Consider the following 22542-nt stretch of genomic DNA (forward strand, 5'->3'; position numbering starts at 1 on the left):
CGCATCCAAATCAGGAAATAGGACAAGGGAGATTGGAGGAATAATTAATGCCGCGTGCTCACTTGCCCTGAGCGACTTGTGCCAAGCGTTGCGAGGTAAGCCGTTCGCCTAGCGTCTCGCAGAGAAGGGATACCCAATCCGCTTAATTATTGGAGATATAGTGTTATGCCCCACAATCTGACCATTTCTACCTCAGATATCATTCACAGTCTTAAACTCTCCTGTCAGATACCTGCTGTTGTGGAGGCGATCGCGTCGCAAAGTATTATTACCGAAGCAGCTCAAGCGGCAGGAATTACAGTCACGCCAGAAGAACTACAGCAAGAAGGAGATAACTTAAGGTTCGCCAAGAAGCTTGTCAAAGCTAAAGACACCTGGTCATGGCTAGAAAAACATCACCTCTCTGTGGATCAGTTTGAAGAATTAGCCTACAACAATATCCTTTCGCGGAAGTTAGCGAATCATCTATTTTCCGATCAACTGGAAAAGCACTTTTACGAACATCAGCTAGATTATATCGCCGCCGTTACCTACGAAGTTGTCTTCGAGGATCGAGACTTGGCTTTAGAGCTTTTTTATGCCCTAGAAGAAGGCGAAATCAGTTTTCCAGATATTGCTCGTCTATATATCTCAGAACCAGAAGCTCGTCGTGCTTATGGATACAAAGGACTCCGATACCGCAAAGATTTTCGTCCAGAGATTGCAGCTGCTGTATTTGCTGCTGCACCACCAGAAGCTCTTAAACCGATAACGACTCCCAAGGGAGTGTATTTAATTTGGGTGGAAGAAGTCATTCAACCCCAATTAGATGAACAGTTGCGCCAAAAAATCATTACAGAATCCTTTTCTGATTGGTTAAAGCAACAAATCACCATGATGAAAATAGTTACTCAAATAGACTCAGACGGTTCACAAGAGGAATTAATAGATATGTTATACACCAAGACTAAATAATTTAATAATTATCAAATGTTTTTGTCGCTAAGTATCTACCTAAGTTATGGGAGATTCCTTGAAGCTTCAAAAATGTTGCAGATACAGATTTATATACTTAAAACTTAATATTTTTTCCTTTTTAGTGTTTTGTGAATATATCTACAAAGTGCTGTATTTGCGTTATTTCAAAGTTAAATTCAATCGCTATAACTCTTGCTAGGCAGTAATTATTTTATTTCTGCTCAAATTTGTCATGCAGTGTTTTCTAACTTCAAATAGGACTATATATAATGATTTTTCAACACAAATATATTAGTTTTTTTAATCAAAAATTCCTCAAAAAAGCATTGACTTTTTTGAGGAATAAAGTATATTAGATGTATAGCCAAACAAAACAAGTTGGTTAGACCAAATATTCCCAACAACAGTTACAAATTTTAGGAGAACTCAAATGATTATTTCTGATCTGAACTATTTGGAAAATACCACTGAAGAAATTATTGGTGGTACTAAGACAATCACCATCATAATCAAGAAGCCAGCGCCTAAGCCTCCTGCAAAATTCAACAGTGTTGCACAAGCTGACGCAGATGCTAAAGCAACTGGCGGTCTCAACAACGTAGCTGTAACCTTTACTAACGCCACCGTTACTCCTAATAGCGCTACTGCTTCGTCATCAAGCTATGCTTCTACTTCTAACTAACAAGTAGTAATAATTAAACTCTACTTACAAAAAGTATTAACTTCTGCAAGTAGAGTTAGGCTCGAAAGCTTAGTATATTGATAAATGCCGAAGGCTCTTTGCTCATTTGAGCCTTCGGCTTTTACCAAAAATACACCCTTTGGTCTTAAAAAAATGTTTCTGCAATAAAATTTTACAGCTTAGAACATTTAATCCTCAACCCAGTTGCAGCCTGTGTTATTTACCCGCCCTGAATTAAAACTCTGGGCTAATAGTCATAAGAGCAAAGATTTTACTGTAGCCTTAAGCTTCTCGTAGACCCCCGAAAGGTAGAAAAAAGTAAAATTCCTGTTAATTAAGTTTAAGAAGTAACCAAGCAGACATGATATCAATCGATATCAGTTATAAGTTTCAAAAGCTTGAGTTCCTTGCAGATATAGGAAAAAAAGACATTTTAAATAAAAAAGATTGTATTTATAGCCCATAAAAGCCCATAAATGAAAGGATATAAGCTCCTAAATTTATTTATGGGGATTGTTAATTTTAAATTTGGAGCAAAGCGACGTGACCACAATTCCTGATGCTCTCCAACTCGCAAGTCAATATTATCAAAGTAAGCGCTTCACCCAAGCCGAAGAGATTTATCGTCAAATTATAGACTTAGATCCCCAGCAGTCAGAAGCATTCTATGGATTAGGTCTGCTGGCGCAGCAACGGGAACAATATCAAAATGCAGAACAATTTTTTCAAGCAGCCCTACAATTACAACCTGAAGCAGGGTCAATACATAACAGTTTGGGGTTTAGTCTGCAACAACAGGGTAAGCTAGAAGAAGCGATCGCCTGTTATGAAAAAGCACTCTTAATTCTCCCAGACAGCATAGAAGTACAAATTAATATCAAAAATATTCTTCACATTCAAGGTAAGCTGTCACCAGAAGAACAAGCCCACTATGCAGAGTTGAATGAGCAGTTTGCTTTAGGTAAGCAAAAGGTAGGCGATTTCAAGATAGCAGAATTATATTATCGCCAAGCTATTGCATTGCAGCCAGATTTGGTATCATCTCATACTAATTTAGGAGAAGTACTCCAAAAACAAGGGCGATTCAATGATGCCATCGATTCTTACCAGCAAGCACTAAAAATTAAACCAGACTATCATTACGCATATCACAACTTAGGGTATCTTTTCCAGGAAAAAGGAAAATTTACAGAAGCAATAGAAGCTTATGAAAAAACTTTAAGTATTCAACCTGATTTTGCAATCACCTATAACAACTTAGGAAATATTCTCAGGGCGCAAAATAAATTTGATGCTGCCATAGAATCCTATCAAAAAGCGATTAAAATTCGACCTGATGTTGATTATATATATTCCAACTTGGGAACAGCATTGAGAGATGATAACCAAATAGAAGCAGCAGTTCAGGCATTTGAGCAAGCCGTAAAAGTGAACCCAAACTATAATATGGCTAAATTTGGTGCTTGTATGAGCCAACTACCAGTTATCTATTCTAATGTTGATGAAATTGCATTCAGACGAAATCAGTATCAACAGTATTTGCAAGATTTAGCTAAATATTATGAATTAACTAATCGGGAAGGACGGGCAAAAGCATCGGAAGCTGTGGGAGCATTTCAACCTTTTTATTTGACATATCAAGGTTTAAATGACCGAGATTTACAGCGAACTTATGGAGAAATGATTTTCCAAATTATGTCGAGTCGCTATCCCCAAGATTGCCAGCCGCTTGCTCTGCCAAATTTAGATAAAAATCAAAAGGTTCGTATTGGGATCGTTTCTGGGTTTTTATCTAGTCATTCTAATTGGAAAATCCCGATTAAAGGTTGGGTAGAAAATATAGATCGAAGTGAGTTTGAATTATTTGGTTATTATACTGGAGACAAAAAAGATTACTCAACAATGAGTGCCACCAAAACTTTTGATAAATTTGTTCAAGGTGTTCGCTCAACTGAACAATGGTGTGAGGTAATTACAAAAGATCGATTACATATCCTGATTTTCCCAGAATTTGGGATGGACCCAATGGCTCTCAAACTGGGTTGTCTGAGATTAGCGCCAATTCAAATGACATCTTGGGGACACCCTGAGACTAGTGGACTGCCGACAATTGACTATTACTTGAGCAGTGACTTAATGGAACCCGAAAATGCTCAAGAACATTACACAGAAAAATTAGTTAGATTACCCAATCTATCTATTCATTATATGCCTTTAGCAATTCCACCCGAAGAAATTAAGAAACGAGATATAGGTTTAAAAGAGGATGATATTTTCTTCTGGTGTTGTCAGTCATTATATAAATATTTGCCTAATCATGATGATGTTTTTCCTTCTATTGCTAAAGAGCTAGTAAATTCTAAGTTTGTATTTATTAAAAGCAAAAGTGAAGAAATAACAGAAAAATTTCGCCAGCGCTTAAATCATGCTTTTGCAGAATTAGGATTAGATTATCAAAATCACTGTTTGTTTTTGTCTTTCCTCAATGACAGGAAGTTTGCTGGAACTACAGCTATAGCAGATGTCTTCTTAGATAGTATTGGTTGGTCTGGATGTAACTCCACACTCGAATCTATTGCTCATAATATTCCGGTTGTAACTTTACCTGGAGAACTGATGCGATCGCGCCATTCTCTAGCAATTTTACAGATGATGGGTATCGAAGAGACGATCGCTTCAAATAAATCAGAATATGTCCAAATCGCCATCCGTCTGGGGAAAGATGCTAAATATCGGCAATATATTTCTCAGCAAGTTGCAGAAAATAAACATAAATTATATGGCGATTTAAAGCCAGTCAGAGCGCTGGAAGATTTTATTTTGCAGCTGGTTAATAAACCAAGACAATTTAATGCTAAAGAAGTTGCTGAACTGTTTCAACTTGCACTTCAGGAGCATCGAGCTAATCGCCTAGATACAGCCGAACAGCTATATCGTCAAGCGATCGAAAAACAACCAGACTATTCAGAAGCATTATACAATTTAGGGATGCTGCTACAGCAGAAAGGTGAGTTGCAGGAAGCTCAGAAGCATTTGAGTGCAGCTTCGCAAGTTCAGCCTAACTCCGTGAAAATTTGGTTTAGTTTAGGCAATTTGCTGCAAGGCCAAGGACAGTTACCAGAAGCTGAAGCAGCTTACCGAAAAGCTATTGCTTTGCGACCAGATGCAGGGACAATATACAACAATTTGGGCTACACCTTGCAACAACAAGAGAAGTGGGAGGATGCGATCGCATCTTATGAAAAAGCTCTGGAATTTCAGCCCAACTGCATAGAAGCAGAAATCAATTTAGCGAATGCGCTGTTTGCTCAAGGGAAGCTTTCACCAGAGAAACAAGCCTATTATGCAGAATTGAATTATCAGATGGGCTTTGCCCACCAAGAAGGAGCTGATTGGCAAACTGCTGTTGTTTACTATCGAACTGCGATCGCAATACAGCCTGATTTGGTAGAAGCCCATTATAACTTGGGGGTGGCACTGCAAGAACAAGGGGAGCTAGAAGAAGCGATCGCTTGCTATCAAAAAGCTTTGGAGTTCAATCCCCAACACCAGGAAGCCAACATGAAATTAGGAGAGATTTACCAAAACCAGCAACAAAAAGTTACACAAGTGGACTCACTAAAAGTTTCTCGCTAAACGGGTTAGTTCACGCGATCGTCAATTTTCATCAATCTAAACTTCAACTTTCAAATTAAGGGGGTAAAATTTATGTCATTAACAATTTTCGAGAAAGTTAAAGACTTCCTGGTAAGACTAGTCAAAGACGAGGCTTTTTACACTCAATTGATGAGTGATAAGATTGAGGAAGTGATAAAAGTCATGGAAGAAGGTGGCTATAATTTTTCTCAAGAAGAATTTGAAACAGCCTCAATTAAAATCTTGGAGTTAAAAGAACTAGGCCAGTTTGACGACCTCAGTGAAGAGGAATTAGTAGGAGCCTTTGGCGGGCTTACAAACACAGTCGCTCAACCATTGTATGGAGCTGTAGTCTCACCTCCACCTGTCGACGAAGAATGTGGAAAACCACCAATTAAATGTAAATGGATTCCTAAACCAAATCCAAAGCCATGGCCACTTCCCAAAGGAAAAATTCCATCTGTACAACCGTTATATGGAGCAGTTCTTAGTTCAACAGAAGTACAATAACCCGATAAAACGATGAAGAAATAGAATTCGTTCGTTTATTTCGAGGGTTGAGATTGAGAGTTAACCTATGACACATCACCGCAAAAGCTACGCAGTTTGGGAAATTACCTTGAAGTGCAATCTAGCTTGTAGTCACTGTGGTTCCCGTGCAGGACATGAGCGCGCCAAAGAACTTTCTCCAAAAGAAGCTTTGGATCTCGTCAAGCAGATGGCAGAAGTTGGAATTAAAGAAGTTACTCTCATTGGTGGTGAAGCATTTCTGCGTCCAGACTGGCTGGAAATTGCCAAAGCTATCAACGAGGCGGGAATGTTATGTGGTATGACTACAGGCGGTTATGGCATTTCCTTAGAAACCGCCCAAAAAATGAAGGAAGCGGGAATTCGTACCGTCTCTGTTTCTATTGATGGCTTGGAAGCAACTCATGACCGTCTGCGGGGAAAGAAAGGCTCTTGGAAATATGCATTTAAGACCATGAGTCATCTGCGAGAAGTAGGTATTTCTTTTGGTTGTAACACCCAAATTAATCGCCTGTCAGCGCCAGAGTTTCCCTGCATCTATGAGTGCATTCGTGATGCAGGTGCGCGTGCTTGGCAAGTTCAGCTAACTGTACCAATGGGAAATGCAGCCGATAACGCAGATATCCTCCTCCAACCCCATGAACTGCTAGATATATACCCCATGCTTGCCCGTGTGGCGCGTCGTGCTTACCAAGAAGGCGTGCAACTTCAGGCGGGAAATAACATTGGTTACTACGGCCCTTATGAACGACTGTTGCGGGGACGGGGAAAGGAGGATGACTTCTCATTTTGGCAAGGTTGCGGTGCAGGACTTTCCACTTTGGGAATTGAAGCTGACGGAGCGATTAAAGGTTGTCCCTCACTGCCGACTACTGCCTATACAGGTGGTAACATTCGAGAACATACCTTGCATGATATTATCGAGGGTGCAGAAGAACTACGCTTCAATTTAGGAGCAGGAACACCTGAAGGTACAAAACACCTGTGGGGTTTCTGTAAAACCTGCGAATATGCTGAACTTTGTCGTGGGGGTTGCAGTTGGACAGCCCATGTTTTCTTTAATAAGAGAGGTAATAATCCTTACTGTCATCATCGCGCTCTTGTTCATGCCAAACAAGGTATGAGAGAGCGTGTAGTTCCCAAAGTAAAGGCACAAGGATTGCCATTTGATAATGGCGAATTTGAGCTAATTGTCGAGTCTAGAGATACTTTATTGCCAGCAAACGACCGCTTACACTTTACTGCTGACAGCATTCAGTGGTCGGAAAGTTGGCAAAAAGAACCCGATCGTTATTACTCTCTCGTGAGATAATAAATTATGGCAGAAAATTCCGAAATTAACACAATTTCAGCGGAAAAAACTGACCTTGAGTCATCACCATCTCAAGAATTAGAGAAGATCCCACTACTTCCACGTTCCGCTTGGAATAGTCAATTAACCTATTTCAAAGTGCTGTTAAAAGCGAAGCAAATCCTGGATAAAAGCTAACAGCTTCATTAGGGATATCAAGAGATTTAGCTCGTAAATTAGGAGAGAATTACTCCCCAAATATTTACGCGCAAATTTGTTAACTCACAAAATCAACACAGTTTTTTTATGGCATCAAGAGTAAGTCTAACACTGACAGTTCCAAAGTTACTTTCTTTTAATGGTAGAACTAATCTCAACAATAGACCCGATCCCAAGCCCGATCCTAGTCCTAATTTTGTTACCGCTGAAGGGGATGCTACTTTTTCTAACTATAGTGAAAGTGCTGCAAGCATTTTAACTACTACTCAGGCAGATACCTTAGTTAAAGGTGGTATAACTGCTGCAATTGCTGAGGCTCAAGCAAGTTTTGATCCAACTTTTTCATCACTTTTCACTAAGGCTGCTGTAGTGGGATTAAGTGGTCAATTTGAAGGTACTTCCAACAGCGAAGCAAAGGTACTTGCTAGTTTTGCGGTTGGTCGTAATGAAAGCTTCTCTTTTGATTTTTCAGCAAATTTAAAATTGGCAGCTAAAGAAATTGAAAATCCTGACGTTGAATATAACAAGGGCCAGTCGACAACAACTTTTTTGGTATTAGATACCACAAATCCTAATCGGGCCAAAGTTTTAGATTATTTTGGCATCCAAGGTAAATTAGTCTCCTCCGACCAAATCGGGGATCTAACATTTGGTCGTAGTCGCAATGTCACAATCGAGAGTCGTGACAAAGATGATGATATTGATGGCGACAATGGTACTGATTTCCTCAATGGTAGTGCTGTTGGGACTTATGAACGGAATTTTAATCGTAATACCAACTTAACTATAGTTAAAATTAATACTACTTCTGTTGAATTGGCAGGAGACACTTTAATCGGCAACCTGGGTAGAGATGTTATCTACGGCACGATTCGGAAGGATAATCTGACGGGAACCAACGGGGCAGACAAACTTTATGCTAGCTTAGGGGATGATAAGCTATCTGGAAAAAGAGGTAATGATAACCTCGACGCCGGCCAAGGTAATGATTCCCTAGATGGTGCCGAAGGCGATGATACACTCTATGGCGGTAAAGGCAATGATACACTGTATGGTGGTAGTGGTAATGATGTCTTAATTGGTGGCGAAGGTAATGACACATTTACTTTCAAACGTAGCGATTCCTTGTTGAAAAAAGATTTTGATGTCATTCAAGATTTTCAGATTGGTGTTGACAAGCTGGTATTAGATGGCTGGGGAAGTCGAGGTAACATCACAGATACCAGCGATGGCGCTCTTCTCACCTTAAATACTTTGTCTCTGGGTAATACTTTGTCTCTAGGTAATACTTTGTCTCTCGGTAATAATCCTCAACAAAGCATACTATTTTCAAACGTGAGTGCAAGTGATATCAGCTCGGTAATATAATTTGCTTAAGGCTAATTGCTCGTTTCATTTCCTAACAGACTCTGATTTACAAGCATCTCAGTCAAAACAATCAGGTAAGTAAAAAAATCTGATTGTACAATAAAATTTCGATACCTTTTCTGGGAGAGGTTTTGCCAACAGCAAACACTATGGTGTACCCACTGAAATTACTTGACTTGGTAATGTTCGATCGCTAGCTTCAGGCTTATTTCTCGTCCATACTGTTGACAAAATCTCTCCCTTATTTTAATTAAATAGCCTTGCTTGATTAACAGGCAAAAATAGGGAAAATATTTTATTAATAGTTATCACTTATGTTCTGAAATTATAGTAATCTATAACAATATAATATCAAATTCAAATATAGTTATAGATACTACAGAGTTATGAATGCTACAAATATTTCAGCATCTAGAGTTAAATCTTTTATTCAAATTGCGATACAAAAGCATCAGTCAGGTGACAAGGATGAAGCTGAATCGCTAAATCAAACAGAAGTAGCTGAAATCCTTGAACTAGCAGTTCAACAGCAACAAGACAATAGTTTATTGGAGGCAGAACTGCTGTATAGTCAAGTTCTGGAAAAACAACCCGATAACCATGAAGCTTTATATGGTTTAGGGATGTTAGCGCAACAGATGGGGCAACTCCAAACTGCTGAACAGTGGCTAAGTGCGGCTTCACAAGTTCAACAAAATTCTGTAAAAACTTGGTTCAGTTTAGGTAATTTGCATTTAGTTCAAGAACAGTTTTCCGAAGCAGAGAAAGCTTATCGGCAAGCTTTAGTTTTATTACCTAATTCATTACCAATTTACAACAACTTGGGCTATACTCTGCAACAACAAGGATTATTTGAAGAAGCAATTAACTATTATCAAAAAGCTCTAGAGCTAAAGCCAGACTTTATCGAAGCAGAGACTAATTTGGGTAATGCGTTACACGCTCAAGGTAAGCTCTCGATCAATCAAAAAATATACTATGCACAATTAAATAATCAATTGGGTGTTGCTCGGAAAAAAGCTCTCGATCTGAAAAATGCTGTTACTTGTTACAAGCAAGCGATCGCACTACAACCAAATTTGTTAGAAGCCCATTATAACTTGGCTTTGGCGCTGCAAGAACAAGGAGAATTAGAAGAGGCGATCGCATCCTACCAAAAACTATTAGAACTTAATCCCAACGATGAAGAAATATACCTCAATTTAGGCAAAATTTACCAACAACTCAACCAATATCAAAAAGCTGTTTCTGCCTATCGACAAGGATTAAAGCTAATTAATCCTCACTATGCCAAAGCATTAGTATCTAGTGAGGATGCTGAAATTCCTCAACAAGTACCAGTCACGCCCTCAATTCCCCAAAGAGAGGTAATTGTAGGGGAATACAGCTTTCCGACTATTCCAACCGTAGCAAATACAGGTAAGCGTCCTTTCTGGAGTGTGGTGGTAACTGTATACAACCGCATAGATTATCTACTCGAATGCCTTGTTAGTGTATTGACCCAATGGCAAGGAGAAGAGCAGATGGAAATCATCGTCATGGACGATGCTAGTACAACGCCAGTATTTGAACTGGTGAATAGTATCGGACAAGGAATAATCAACTACTATCGCAATCCGCAAAATCTCGGTTTGCCAGGAAATTGGAATGCCGGAGTTGCTCTAACTCGCGGTCATTGGATTCATTTACTGCACGACGATGATTATATTCTCCCAGGTTTTTATTCTCGGCTACAAGAAAGTCTAGAAGGGTGTTCGGATTCTGTAGGAGCCGCTTTTACAGGTTATGAAAATATTAACGAGAAAGGGGAAGTAATTTTCAGCCAACAAGTTTATGGAGAGCAGCGAGGAATTGCCCAAAATTGGTTGCAAATTATTGGAGTTAGTAACTCATTGAATATGCCTGCGGTAGTGATTCGTCGAGAAGCACACGAACAATTGGGCGTATATCATCCTGAACTGACCTATACAAGCGATTGGGAAGTTTATAAACGCATTGCCTCTGTTTATGATTGGTGGTATGAACCAGAAATTTTAGCTCGTTACCGCGAACATGCTAACAATGTCACCAGCCAACTGTTACTCTCTGGGAAACAGATGATATCCATCCGCCGTGCAATTGAAATTTCAAAGAGTTATTTTCCTATTGAATACTCGGCACAAATTACCGTCCAATCCCAGAGTCATTATTTTCTTTATTGTCTAGAATCGCTGATAATTCCCCTACAGACTGGGAATATGGCTGGAGTTTGGCAAGGGTTAGAAGAAGCTTTAAAAATAGATCGTAGCCCGGAAGCAGTGGCAAAGTTATTCCGATGGTTAACACAAGAAAAAGCAGCTCCTCTGCGTGAAGAAATTGCCTCAAGATTTATCTCACTTCCTTTATAAAGACTTGTTTAGGAAAAAGCAAAAATTTTCTAGTTTTGGACTAAAAAACTATGTCAATTAGTCAAGTAGAGCATCCTACTATAAATGCTTCATCTTTTGAGCCACAAAATCGACAAGATGGGATCAGCGGTCTGATGCGAGTTCGTAATGAAGAAGAGTTTTTGGCACCAACAATCGAATCTTGGATTGATTATGTTGATGAATTGGTAATAGTGTTTCATCAGTGTACAGACAAAACTCCTCAAATAATAGAGGCATTTGCACAAAAATATCCTCAGAAAATACGGGCTTTTCATTACTTACCTCACGTCTATTCGTTTAGTACAAAAGAACAAGTTGAATTGGATGTAAACAACATTCATTCTTTCGTTTTTTATTCTAATTTTGGTCTTAGTCAGACGCAGTATAAAATTTGCGTTTATATCGACGGCGATTGCATAGGTATTCCCGATAAATTAAAAATTATTTATAATTATTTGAAGCAAAATCCTCTGCAAAATACAGCCTTATTTTTTTCAGGAGTAAATTTATATCAACGTCCAAACGATCCCAAGTACTACACAAATTTAAAATGTGTTGCTTCTGGTGATGGAGATGTGGCATATTGGACAGTTTCACCGCAAAATATTTTCGATAAAAATGCCAAAATTCCATTTTGTGAAGCAATTCAATTTGAAGGAATTACACCATATTATTTAGGTTTTATTTTTTGGCATACACATTGGTTAAAGAAGAACGCATTTTCGAGAAATGGCGGCAGAGAATTAGATGGCGAGCTTTTAGAAAAACTGAACGATATGGAGAAAAGAAATAGAGAGAAAGAATTAGTTTTACTATCTCCAAAATTTAAGCAAGAAAATAAAAACTTTCAAAATATCCCTTACCAAAGGTTTTTATTGTATTTCGATTTTGCTTCTTTGCCTGATGTAATAGCCCTAGAGTCAAAGCTAGTAGCAAGACATAATAACTTGGGTTATACTTTGGAACAACAAGGTAAGTTTGATGAAGCAGTTACTTATTATCAAAAAGCCTTAGAACTCCAGCCCAACTTTGCCGAAGCAAAAGTTAACTTAGGCAACGCCCTGAACGCGCAAGGTAAACTATCAAAAGCTCAACAAGCAGACTACGCGGATTTGAATCAGAAATTTGCACATTCTTGCACGATCGCAGGGGATTTTAAGAAAGCAATTAATTATTATCGTCAAGCGATCGCTCTTGACCCAAATTCGCCAGAGACATATTATAGCTTAGGCAACATCCTGCAAGAAGAAGGTTTATCGGAAGAAGCGATCGCCTCATATCGCCAAGCCCTAAAACTCAATCCCTTAAACTGGAAAATATACATTCGTTTGAGTCAAGTTTACCAAGCTCAAAACAATATAGCAGAGGCGATTTCTGTGTATCGTCAGGCATTAACTTTACTCAATCCTCACTATGCCAAAGCCGTATCTGCTTACTTTGATGCTGCCATCACTCCAGAAATGCTCGTTACTCCCCCCATTCCTCAAGCTGAGGTTACTGTTGGCGACTATCAGTTTCCAGCGATTCCACCTGTAACAGGCCCAGAGAAACCTCGACCATTTTGGACTGTAGTGATCCCGGTATATAACCGCACCGATTATCTCCTGGAATGTCTGGCTAGTGTCTTAGTGCAATGGCCTGGGGCAGAGCAGATGGAAATTCTGGTAATGGATAATGCCAGTACAACACCGTTGTTCGATCTAGTAAACAGTATTGGGGGAGGAATAATCCGCTACTACCGCAATCAAGAAAATATCGGTGGAGCGAGAAATTATAACGCCGGGATTGCCCTGAGTCGCGGTCAGTGGGTGCATGTTCTCCATGATGATGACTGTGTACTTCCAGGTTTTTATGAACGCCTCCAACTGTATCTGGCAACTTGTCCAGATACAGTTGGAGTTGGTTGTACCGGTTTTGAATATATTAACGAAAAAGGAGAAACGATCAACACTGGAGAAGTAGTTTCGGTGTATGGAGAACACAGGGGCATCATGACAAATTGGCTGTCCAACATTGGTGTCTGTGGTCTAGTAACCATACCTGCAATAGTCATTCGTCGAACCGCTTACGAACAGTTAGGAGGGCATTACCCGCACTTAACTGAAATTTCTGACTGGGAAATATTTAAACGCTATGCTGCTAATTACGATTGGTGGTACGAACCAGGCATTTTGGCACGTTATCGCGAACATACCCAAAAATTGACATCTGCAAATTGGCTTTCTGGAAAGATGCCAAAAGCTATCCGCCATGCGATTGAAATTTCTGATACCTATTTTCCTATTGAGCAGCGCGCCAAGATTACCAGAGAAGCTCGCAGCCAAAATTTCAACTATTGTCTGACACGAGCATCAATTCCTCTCCAGGTGGGCAATATCGCCGGAGCTTTGTCTATACTGCAAGAGTCCCTCAAAATAGATCGCTCTCCACAAGCAGTAGCAAAGTTATTCGCTTTGTTGACTCAAGATGAAGCCGCTCCCCTACGCGAAGAAATCATTGCTAAGTTGCTATTAGCACCTATAGACAATATTCCTACTGAATTAAAACCCCCACAAACTGCGATCGCACTATAGGATATGAAAATACTTGTAACTGGAACTGAAGGTTATATCGGCTCATTATTAGCTCCTTTGTTGATCCAACAAGGTCATGAAGTTATTGGTTTAGATACTGGCTTTTATAAAGTAGGTTGGCTATATAACGGCACTAAGCTAACTGCCAAAACCCTCAACAAAGACATCCGCCACATTACAATAGAAGACCTACAAGGCGTAGAAGCAATAGTTCACATGGCAGAACTCTCTAACGATCCTTTAGGTCAGTTAGCTCCTGATATCACCTACGATATCAACCACAAAGGCTCAGTACATATAGCGAAACTAGCAAAAGCAGCAGGAATTCAACGCTTTGTCTATACTTCATCATGCAGTGTCTATGGTTTTGCCACTGAAGACTACGTTAGCGAAGAGTCTACCATCAATCCCCAAACAGCTTATGCCAAATGCAAAGCACTTGTCGAACAGGATGTGAAACTCCTTGCTGATGATAGCTTTTCTCCCACCTTTCTCCGAAATGCCACAGCCTATGGCGCTTCTCCCAGAATGCGCTTTGATATTGTCTTAAACAATCTAGCCGGTTGGGCATGGACAATAAAAGAAATCAAGATGAATAGCGACGGTACACCTTGGCGTCCCTTAGTGCATTTATTGGATATCTGCAAAGCAATTATCTGTACCTTAGAAGCTCCGCGCGATCTAATTCACAACCAAATTTTCAATGTCGGCGATACAAATAGCAACTATCAAGTCAAACAAATTGCTCAAATAGTTGCAGATGTTTTTACAGATTGTCAATTGAGCTTTGGTAAACACGATCCTGACAATCGCAGCTATCGGGTTTTATTTAATAAGATTAACCAAAATTTACCAGGATTCAAATGTGAATGGGATGCCCAACGCGGTGCCCAACAACTATATAATGTCTTCCAGCAAATTGATATGGATAAAGAAACATTTGAGTCTAGAGGTTTTACTCGCCTGAAACAACTGGAATACCTCATTCGCACCCAGCAAATCGATCGAGATTTCTTCTGGCAGACTGTTTAAAATATAAATTATGAATTTATCAAAATCAACAAATAATCAACTAATAACTGGTAACTGTCTGTTCTGTGGAACAGGGTTGCGCCATACCTTCGTAGATTTAGGGATGTCTCCTCCCTGCGAAAGCTATCGCAGTCTCAAACAACTCAATGAAGTGGAGCCATTTTATCCTCTGCATGTCTATGTTTGTGAGGAATGTTTTTTAGTTCAACTCCAAGAATACATTAGCCCGGAAAATATTTTTAGTGACTACGCTTATTTCTCTTCCTACTCTGATAGCTGGTTGCAACACGCTAAAAAATACGTTGATTTGGTAGTAGAACGTTTACAATTAAACCAGGAGAGTCAAGTAATAGAAATTGCTAGCAATGATGGTTACTTGCTGCAATACTTTGTTGCCAAAAATATCCCAGCGCTGGGAATAGAACCAGCAGCAAATGTTGCTGAAGTAGCAATTAAAAAAGGTATTCCTACAGTTGTCAAGTTTTTTGGACAGAAGACAGCCCAAGAACAGGTTGCTCAAGGCAAACAGGCAGATTTATTACTCGGAAATAATGTCCTTGCTCACACACCATATCTCAATGATTTTGTCAAAGGGATGAAAATTATCCTCAAACCGTATGGTGTAATTACTATGGAATTTCCCCACTTGATGCGGTTAATCGAGGAAAATCAGTTTGATACTATTTACCACGAGCATTTCTCTTATTTTTCCTTTCTTACCGTAGAAAAGATTTTTGCAGCTCACGGTTTGACAATTTTTGATGTAGAAGAATTAACTACTCATGGTGGTTCTTTGAGAATTTATGCCCGCCACAATGAAGACTCTTCTAAACCCGTTAGTCATCAAGTATCAGAACTGAAATCTAGAGAAGAAGCGGCTGGTTTTACGCAATTAGAATACTATTTTTCCTTTGGAGAACAGGTTAAAGAAACTAAACGCAAGTTATTAGATTTTTTGATCGAAGTTAAGCGGGAGGGAAAATCGATTGTTGGTTACGGTGCTCCAGGTAAGGGAAATACTCTTTTAAACTATTGTGGTATCCGCACAGATTTTCTTGACTATACAGTAGACCGTAACCCTTACAAACAGGGTCAATTTTTACCAGGAACTCATATTCCGATTTTTCATCCAGACAAAATTACCGAAACAAAGCCTGACTATCTACTAATTTTGCCCTGGAATCTGAAAAATGAAATTATGGCACAAATGGCTTATATTCGGGATTGGGGAGGTCAATTTGTTGTACCAATTCCTGAAGTGAATATCTACTCTTGAGTATTTGATATTTTTTATCAAAAAGAGGTAAATAACATGAAAGTAGTTTTATTTTGCGGTGGTTTAGGAACTAGAATGAGAGAGTATTCAGAAAGTATTCCTAAGCCAATGGTGAATATTGGTTATAGACCAATATTATGGCACGTAATGAAATACTATGCTCACTATGGGCACAAAGATTTTATCTTATGTCTTGGTTACAAAGCTGACTTAATTAAAAGCTATTTTTTGAATTACAATGAATGGCTTTCTAATAACTTTAGCCTTTCCAATGGCAGCAACATTCAGTTGTTTAATCGGGATATTCAAGACTGGAATATCACATTTGTAGATACAGGGTTAACTGCCAATATTGGACAAAGATTCAAGGCAGTAGAAAAGTATCTAGAAGGAGAAGAAGTATTTTTAGCTAACTATAGTGACGGTTTGACAGACTTGCATCTGCCAACGTATATTAATCATTTTTATGAGCGTGATAAAATTGGTAGTTTTTTGTGTGTTAGACCTAGCCAAAGTTTTCACCTAGTTGATATGGATGAGGATGGTTTGGTAAAGGATATCAATGAGGTCAAGCAACGTGATATTTGGATTAATGGAGGATATTTTATCTTTAAAAAAGAGATTTTTAACTATATTAATCGTGGCGAAGAACTTGTTCTTGAACCTTTTCAAAGACTGATTGCCAAAAAAGAACTTTTTGCGTATCGATACACTGGCTTTTTCGGGGTAATGGATACGTTTAAAGAGAAGCAACAGTTAGATGATATGTATGCTCAAGGCGAAAGACCTTGGGAAGTATGGGGAGATGAACAACTAGAAGTTAGCCATCTATGATCCAACTTACCTTGAACAAGACAGAAGAATCTGAGTACAAAATTCTTTGTCTAGGTTCTCATTGCGATGATATCGAGATTGGTTGTGGAGGCACAATCTTAAAGCTAATAGAAAATTACCAAGATGTTGTTATCTATTGGGTTGTCTTTAGTTCCAACGAGCAAAGAGCGCAGGAAGCAACCATAAGTGCTAATCTATTCTTAAAAGAAATCCCAGTCAAGAAAATTATCATTAAAAATTTTCGAGATGGCTTTCTGCCTTTTGAAGGGATAAAGGTAAAGGAGTGCTTTGAACAGTTAAAGCAGGAATTTTCACCAGATATAGTCTTTACTCATCATCGAGACGATCGCCATCAAGATCACCGCTTAATTTCTGACTTGACTTGGAATACCTTTAGAAATCATTTAATTTTAGAATATGAAATACCCAAATATGACGGTGATTTGGGTATTCCTAATTTCTTTGTTCATTTAAATGAAACACTCTGCCATCGAAAAATTCAATATATTTTGGATGCGTTTGCTACCCAGAATAATAAGCAGTGGTTTACAGAAGAGACTTTTCGTGCAATTCTCAGAATTCGTGGGATTGAATCAAATTCACCGAGTAAATATGCTGAAGCATTTTACTGTCGAAAAATGTTTTTCTAAAAAATTAGAGTTTTAATTTTCTCGCTAATTTGCAAATTTATGATCTTTACTGAAACTAAAATAAAAGAAGCATTTATTGTTGATTTAGAGTTGCACCGAGATAGTCGGGGCTTTTTTGCTCGGAGTTTCTGTATTCAGGAATTTCAAGATCGTGGCTTAAAACCTACTATTGCCCAATGCAATTTATCTTTTAACTATAAAAAAGGAACATTGCGGGGTATGCATTATCAAATGCCTCCTTCTCAGGAAACAAAATTGGTGCGTTGTATCAAGGGGGCTATTTATGATCTAATTATCGATTTGCGTCCAGAATCTCCTAGTTATTTATCTCATATTGGTATAGAGTTAACTGCTGAAAATCGTCTTGCTCTCTATATCCCAGATAGATGTGCTCACGGTTTTCAAACTCTCAGCGATGAGACGGAGGTGATGTATCAAATGGGTGACTTTTATGCACCAGAATATGCTGGCGGGTATCGCTATGATGACCCAGCTTTTGGTATTGAATGGCCTCTATCTGTGACTGAAATTTCGGATAAAGATCGGGCTTGGAGTTTATTTGAATCGAAAGAAATTGTAACGCCTACGGTAATGTCAGACTTTTAAGAGTAAGAGCAATTTAAAAATATATAGTTGCTGAGTGAATATAGGATTAGGAACGCACAGAGGCGCACAGACACAGAAAATCAAAATTTGAAAAATTAAATTTTGATTTTCATACTTAATACTGTGTTCAAACTTTGTTACAGCAAATGAGGGCGAAGTGAGTACAATTTATTTTGATTCGATTTTTAGTGATGAAATCAGACGCAAGCATCTTTATGATGGACAAGTGTTTGTCTTTTCTCCTTGCGCCAGTGCGATCGCTCTATGTGATTTTGCTCGTGGCATGGTTGAAGAAGCATTTGCCCCTTTAGATCCAAGAGATGCACAACATAGCCTGCCTGTAGAGAAATACGTTGAGATTTTAGCACAACTCAAGCCAGCTTTTATCCATCACCCTGAATCTAAACAACTTATTCAAGGCATCTTGAAAGAAAGTGGATGTGACTTAAACAAAACCTATTTCGATGTACCTCGCCTGAGAACAGCAACCAGCGATCGCTATCTGACTGCTGGCATTGCTTACGCTTTCCATCCTCATCGTGACACCTGGTACTCTGCTCCTCAGTGCCAGATCAACTGGTGGATTCCCGTCTACGATATTACCCCAGAGAATGCGATGGCATTCCATCCCCGCTACTGGAGTCAACCAGTTAAGAATACCTCAAGGGATTATGACTACGGTCAGTGGACTAAAGAAAGTCGCAAAAATGCGGCACAGCATATTAAAACAGATACGCGCAAGCAACCCCATGCAGAAGAAACTTTAGAAATGGAGCCGCAATTGCGGTTAATTACACAAGTCGGTGGCATGATTCTCTTTTCAGGAGCGCAGATGCACTCCACTATTCCCAACACATCAGGCTATACCCGTTTTAGTATTGACTTTAGAACTGTACATTTTGATGATGTCATAGCTCAAAAGGGTGCGCCAAATATTGATTCAGCTTGTACAGGAACTTCTTTAGGCGACTTTTTACGAGGCACTGACTTCTATCCGATTACTGACACATTGTTGTTGTCTACAACAAACAATCTCTTGTAGAATAACTTTTGTTTTCCCAACTCCAGTCTGTATAAATGGTGAACTCTGTTGAAAAATTGTCTGGACAAACAATACTAATTACAGGTGCTAGCGGATTTCTAGGATCTCATTTAGTCCGTCATTTATGCCAGAATGGTGCAGAAGTACATGCTGTTTCTCGCAGTTTTCATACTTCTGATATCAGCTGCTTGCGATGGTGGCACGGTGACATGGAAGACATTAAGTTTGTTCAAAACCTTTTCCACAGCATTAAACCTGACCTAATCTTCCATTTATCCGGTCTTGTGACAGCAGTTTCTAATCTAGAGTTCATATTGCCTACCTTTCACAGTTTACTGACTAGTACTATTAACTTGTTGACGGTAGCTGCCGAAATTGGCTGTAGTCGCATTGTGTTAATAGCTTCTTTAGAAGAACCAGAACAAGATCGTCCTGAAGTAGTTCCTTCTTCTCCTTACGCTATTGCTAAATTTGCTAGTAGTACTTATGGTCGGATGTTCCATCGACTCTATCAGACACCTGTAGTTCTTGTTAGACCCTTTATGACCTATGGGCCAGGGCAAAATGTGTATAAGATCGTTCCTTCTGTTATTCTTTCCTTGTTGCAAGGGCAAGCTCCAAAACTTAGTAGTGGAAAGCGTCAAGTTGATTGGATTTATATCGATGACGTGATTGCAGGACTTCTGGCTGTAACACAAGTTCCTAATGTAGAGGGTTGTACATTTGACTTAGGTTCGGGAGAACTAGTACCCATTCATGCAGTTGTGTCCCAGGTTGTTAATCTGGTTAACCCTCAAATCCAGCCTCTATTTGGTGCTTTACCTGAGCGGCCGATGGAAAGAATAAGAGTAGCTGATACGGCTTATACATACGATAAACTGGGTTGGCAACCTTCAATCCCTCTAAAGAAGGGCTTAGAATTGACTGTAAATTGGTATACAAAACATCATTAACAATTCAAAATTCAAAATTCAAAATTAAAGACAGTTGAAGTTGGGAATTTAAACCCCAACTCAATTGATACTACGTGTAGACGTAAAGATACCCCTTGATTTCAGGATAAAAGATTAGATACACAAGTTCACAAGGATTCTATTTATGGTTGCAGATATTCAGAATATTAATTTAGTCGATTTAAAAAATTCTTTGAACTTAAAGGATATCAGTCTAGAAATTTACCAACTAATTTCTGATTTATATCCCATTTGCCGTAGTATTACAGGTAATGGTTTTAGAGAAACTTTAAAAAGTCTCCAGCAGTATATTCCTTTGTCAGTTCATGAAGTGCCAACAGGAACAGAGGTATTTGATTGGACAGTCCCTAATGAGTGGAATATTAAAGATGCCTATATTAAAAACTCTCAAGGTGAAAAGATTGTAGATTTTACTAATTCAAATTTGCACGTTGTTAACTATAGTATTCCTATACATCAAAAAATATCTCTTCCAGAACTTAAATCGCATCTATTTACACTTGCCGATTATCCTAATTGGATTCCTTACCGAACTTCATATTACAAGGAAAGTTGGGGTTTTTGCCTGACTCACAATCAGTATTTGCAACTAAAAGATGAAGAATATGAAGTATGTATTGATTCTTCTCTGCAACCAGGTTATTTGACTTATGGTGAGTATTATATTCCAGGGGACAGTACTGATGAAGTCTTGATTTCTTGCCATGCGTGTCATCCTTCACTGTGTAATGATAATCTTTCGGGAATTGCGATCGCTACTTTTCTGGCTAGATATTTAAGTCAAACGACATCAAGATATTCCTACAGATTTCTCTGGATTCCCGGAACCATTGGCTCAATTACATGGTTGGCTCTTAATGAAGCTCAAGTCAATAACATTAAACATGGCTTGGTATTAACTTGTTTAGGAGATGCAGGCAACTTTACCTACAAAAAAAGTCGTAGAGGTGACACTGAAATCGATAAAGTTGCTGCTTATGTACTCAAAAACTCAAAACAAGATCACAAAATTATAGATTTCTTCCCCTATGGCTATGATGAGCGACAATATTGCTCGCCTGGATTTAATTTAGCTGTAGGTTGCTTCATGCGATCGCCTCATGGTAGTTTTCCTGAATACCATACCTCAGCAGACGATTTAAATTTCGTTCAACCCCAATATCTAGCCGAGTCATTCTTTCAATGTCATTCAATGTTGCATATCCTCAACAATAACGAAATCTACTACAACAAAAATCCTAAATGTGAGCCACAGTTAGGTAAAAGAGGAATATATCGAGCAGTTGGTGGTAACAAAGATAGCGGACTAAATGAAATGGCAATCCTGTGGGTTTTAAATTTATCTGACGGTCAGCATACTCTATTAGATATTGCAGAAAAGTCGGCAATGCCATTTGATGTAATTAAATCTGCTGCCGATACATTATCAACACATGACTTATTGAAGAAGAATTCAGAAGTCATAATTTAGGAGCAAAGCCGGAGACGCTCCGCCAAGGCGTCAGAATCAATGTTAACAATTAAAACCAACTAAGCACAGCTAACCCTGAGTTCGTAGCGAATAGACTCAAAACTTACTTTGCGCTCCTTTGCGCTATACTCTGTGTCCCTCTGCGTTTAAACGTTCTGTGAGAATACTTATTTTGTATTCATATATTTAATATTATTTTTACATCCTATTTATAATTACTGCCTAGAAAGTAGCTTAACTTTATAATCTAGAATATACTTCATATTTTCGCTATTGCTGGGAAAAATATCCTATTTAACTTCATGATTACTTGAACTAAATGTCATTACTTATACCATTGTAAGAGCAGTTTAGATGATTGATATTAGAGAAGTAGTTTCAAAAACATACCTTATCTAGTACATGAATAAAAAATGGGCTGTTAAACGACTTACAATCAATCTCACATCAGGCGAGGCACAGAAGCTTGAACAATACTGTTCAACGACAGGCAGACCAGCAACTGATGTAATTCGGGAGTTAATTCGCTCTCTTTATCCTAAAGATGAAAAAGCCTCTGAAAGCTCATGAATTAAACTGCAAAAAAGTGAAACAGAATAAGTACATTTTAATTTGTCAGTGAAATATGCTGCTTAACAGTTATCAGCTAACAGTGAATCCCTATAAGTAAAGTTAGGGAATTTAAATAAGAATACTCTCTTACAAAGTTCAGAGCCGAGGAAATCTTCGCTCTGACTTTTGCTTTGGATATCGTGCAATCATTTTGATACACTTGCATAATTAAAAATATCAAATTAATTGAATAAAAGGTAGAATTCAGCATCAAGATGTTCTTACTGGCTTGCTTACTTGTAGCAATAGCAAGTCTGCAAGTGTTTTGTAAACCACCAAATTTAAAGTTTTGTGGCTGTCTTTAAGCAGTAATTTATCCATTTTTTCGCGCAGAATACCCTTCTTGATATCTGGCTTTGCGCTTTTTTCAAGAATATACTCAG

The 22542-nt window shown here is 38.6% G+C and carries 18 protein-coding genes; all 18 read left to right on the plus strand.

Annotated elements, in window-relative coordinates; all coding sequences use genetic code 11:
- The first annotated feature begins 165 nt into the window (after nt 1-165).
- Nucleotides 166-954, plus strand: a complete 789-nt coding sequence (locus RMY64_RS01050; RefSeq protein WP_322670002.1) for a peptidylprolyl isomerase — start codon at nt 166-168, stop codon at nt 952-954.
- A gap of 433 nt (nt 955-1387) precedes the next feature.
- Nucleotides 1388-1639 (plus strand): hypothetical protein, encoded by a 252-nt coding sequence (locus RMY64_RS01055; RefSeq protein ID WP_322670003.1) that lies wholly within the window; start codon nt 1388-1390, stop codon nt 1637-1639.
- A 543-nt stretch (nt 1640-2182) separates the two neighbouring features.
- Nucleotides 2183-5275, plus strand: coding sequence for a tetratricopeptide repeat protein (locus RMY64_RS01060; protein ID WP_322670004.1), 3093 nt, complete (start codon nt 2183-2185; stop codon nt 5273-5275).
- Nucleotides 5276-5347: 72 nt separating this feature from the next.
- The gene (locus RMY64_RS01065) at nt 5348-5785 is read left to right on the plus strand and encodes a Nif11-like leader peptide family RiPP precursor (protein WP_322670005.1); all 438 of its coding nucleotides are present in this window, start codon (nt 5348-5350) and stop codon (nt 5783-5785) included.
- Between the two features lie 67 nt (nt 5786-5852).
- On the plus strand, nt 5853-7115 hold the full coding sequence (locus RMY64_RS01070) for a nif11-class peptide radical SAM maturase 3 (RefSeq protein ID WP_322670006.1): 1263 nt from the start codon (nt 5853-5855) through the stop codon (nt 7113-7115).
- Between the two features lie 6 nt (nt 7116-7121).
- Nucleotides 7122-7292, plus strand: a complete 171-nt coding sequence (locus RMY64_RS01075; RefSeq protein ID WP_322670007.1) for a hypothetical protein — start codon at nt 7122-7124, stop codon at nt 7290-7292.
- A 108-nt stretch (nt 7293-7400) separates the two neighbouring features.
- The gene (locus RMY64_RS01080) at nt 7401-8681 is read left to right on the plus strand and encodes a calcium-binding protein (RefSeq protein WP_322670008.1); all 1281 of its coding nucleotides are present in this window, start codon (nt 7401-7403) and stop codon (nt 8679-8681) included.
- Nucleotides 8682-9067: 386 nt separating this feature from the next.
- A complete protein-coding gene (locus RMY64_RS01085; RefSeq protein WP_322699056.1) occupies nt 9068-11068 on the plus strand; it encodes a tetratricopeptide repeat protein in 2001 nt (666 codons plus the stop codon).
- Between the two features lie 50 nt (nt 11069-11118).
- Nucleotides 11119-13662 (plus strand): glycosyltransferase, encoded by a 2544-nt coding sequence (locus RMY64_RS01090; protein ID WP_322699057.1) that lies wholly within the window; start codon nt 11119-11121, stop codon nt 13660-13662.
- 3 nt (nt 13663-13665) lie between these two features.
- A complete protein-coding gene (locus RMY64_RS01095; RefSeq protein ID WP_322699058.1) occupies nt 13666-14694 on the plus strand; it encodes an SDR family oxidoreductase in 1029 nt (342 codons plus the stop codon).
- Nucleotides 14695-14704: 10 nt separating this feature from the next.
- Nucleotides 14705-15970, plus strand: coding sequence for a class I SAM-dependent methyltransferase (locus RMY64_RS01100; protein ID WP_322699059.1), 1266 nt, complete (start codon nt 14705-14707; stop codon nt 15968-15970).
- Between the two features lie 36 nt (nt 15971-16006).
- On the plus strand, nt 16007-16804 hold the full coding sequence (locus RMY64_RS01105) for a sugar phosphate nucleotidyltransferase (RefSeq protein WP_322670013.1): 798 nt from the start codon (nt 16007-16009) through the stop codon (nt 16802-16804).
- Complete coding sequence (locus RMY64_RS01110) at nt 16801-17454, plus strand: PIG-L deacetylase family protein (protein ID WP_322670014.1); 654 nt, start codon at nt 16801-16803, stop codon at nt 17452-17454. Before RMY64_RS01105 ends, RMY64_RS01110 begins: the two co-directional genes overlap by 4 nt.
- Nucleotides 17455-17493: 39 nt before the next feature.
- A complete protein-coding gene (gene rfbC, locus RMY64_RS01115) occupies nt 17494-18060 on the plus strand; it encodes a dTDP-4-dehydrorhamnose 3,5-epimerase (RefSeq protein WP_322699060.1) in 567 nt (188 codons plus the stop codon).
- Nucleotides 18061-18217: 157 nt separating this feature from the next.
- Entirely contained in the window at nt 18218-19102 is an 885-nt protein-coding gene (locus RMY64_RS01120) for a hypothetical protein (RefSeq protein WP_322699061.1), read from the plus strand.
- Between the two features lie 35 nt (nt 19103-19137).
- Nucleotides 19138-20055, plus strand: a complete 918-nt coding sequence (locus RMY64_RS01125) for an NAD(P)-dependent oxidoreductase (RefSeq protein ID WP_322699062.1) — start codon at nt 19138-19140, stop codon at nt 20053-20055.
- A 145-nt stretch (nt 20056-20200) separates the two neighbouring features.
- Nucleotides 20201-21547, plus strand: coding sequence for a DUF4910 domain-containing protein (locus RMY64_RS01130; RefSeq protein WP_322699063.1), 1347 nt, complete (start codon nt 20201-20203; stop codon nt 21545-21547).
- Nucleotides 21548-21949: 402 nt separating this feature from the next.
- Nucleotides 21950-22117 carry a CopG family transcriptional regulator gene (locus RMY64_RS01135; protein ID WP_322662451.1) on the plus strand — a complete coding sequence of 56 codons (168 nt, stop codon included), beginning with the start codon at nt 21950-21952 and terminating at the stop codon, nt 22115-22117.
- Nucleotides 22118-22542 lie beyond the last annotated feature (425 nt).

The organism is Nostoc sp. DedQUE08, assembly GCF_034530895.1.
Lineage (GTDB): Bacteria > Cyanobacteriota > Cyanobacteriia > Cyanobacteriales > Nostocaceae > Nostoc.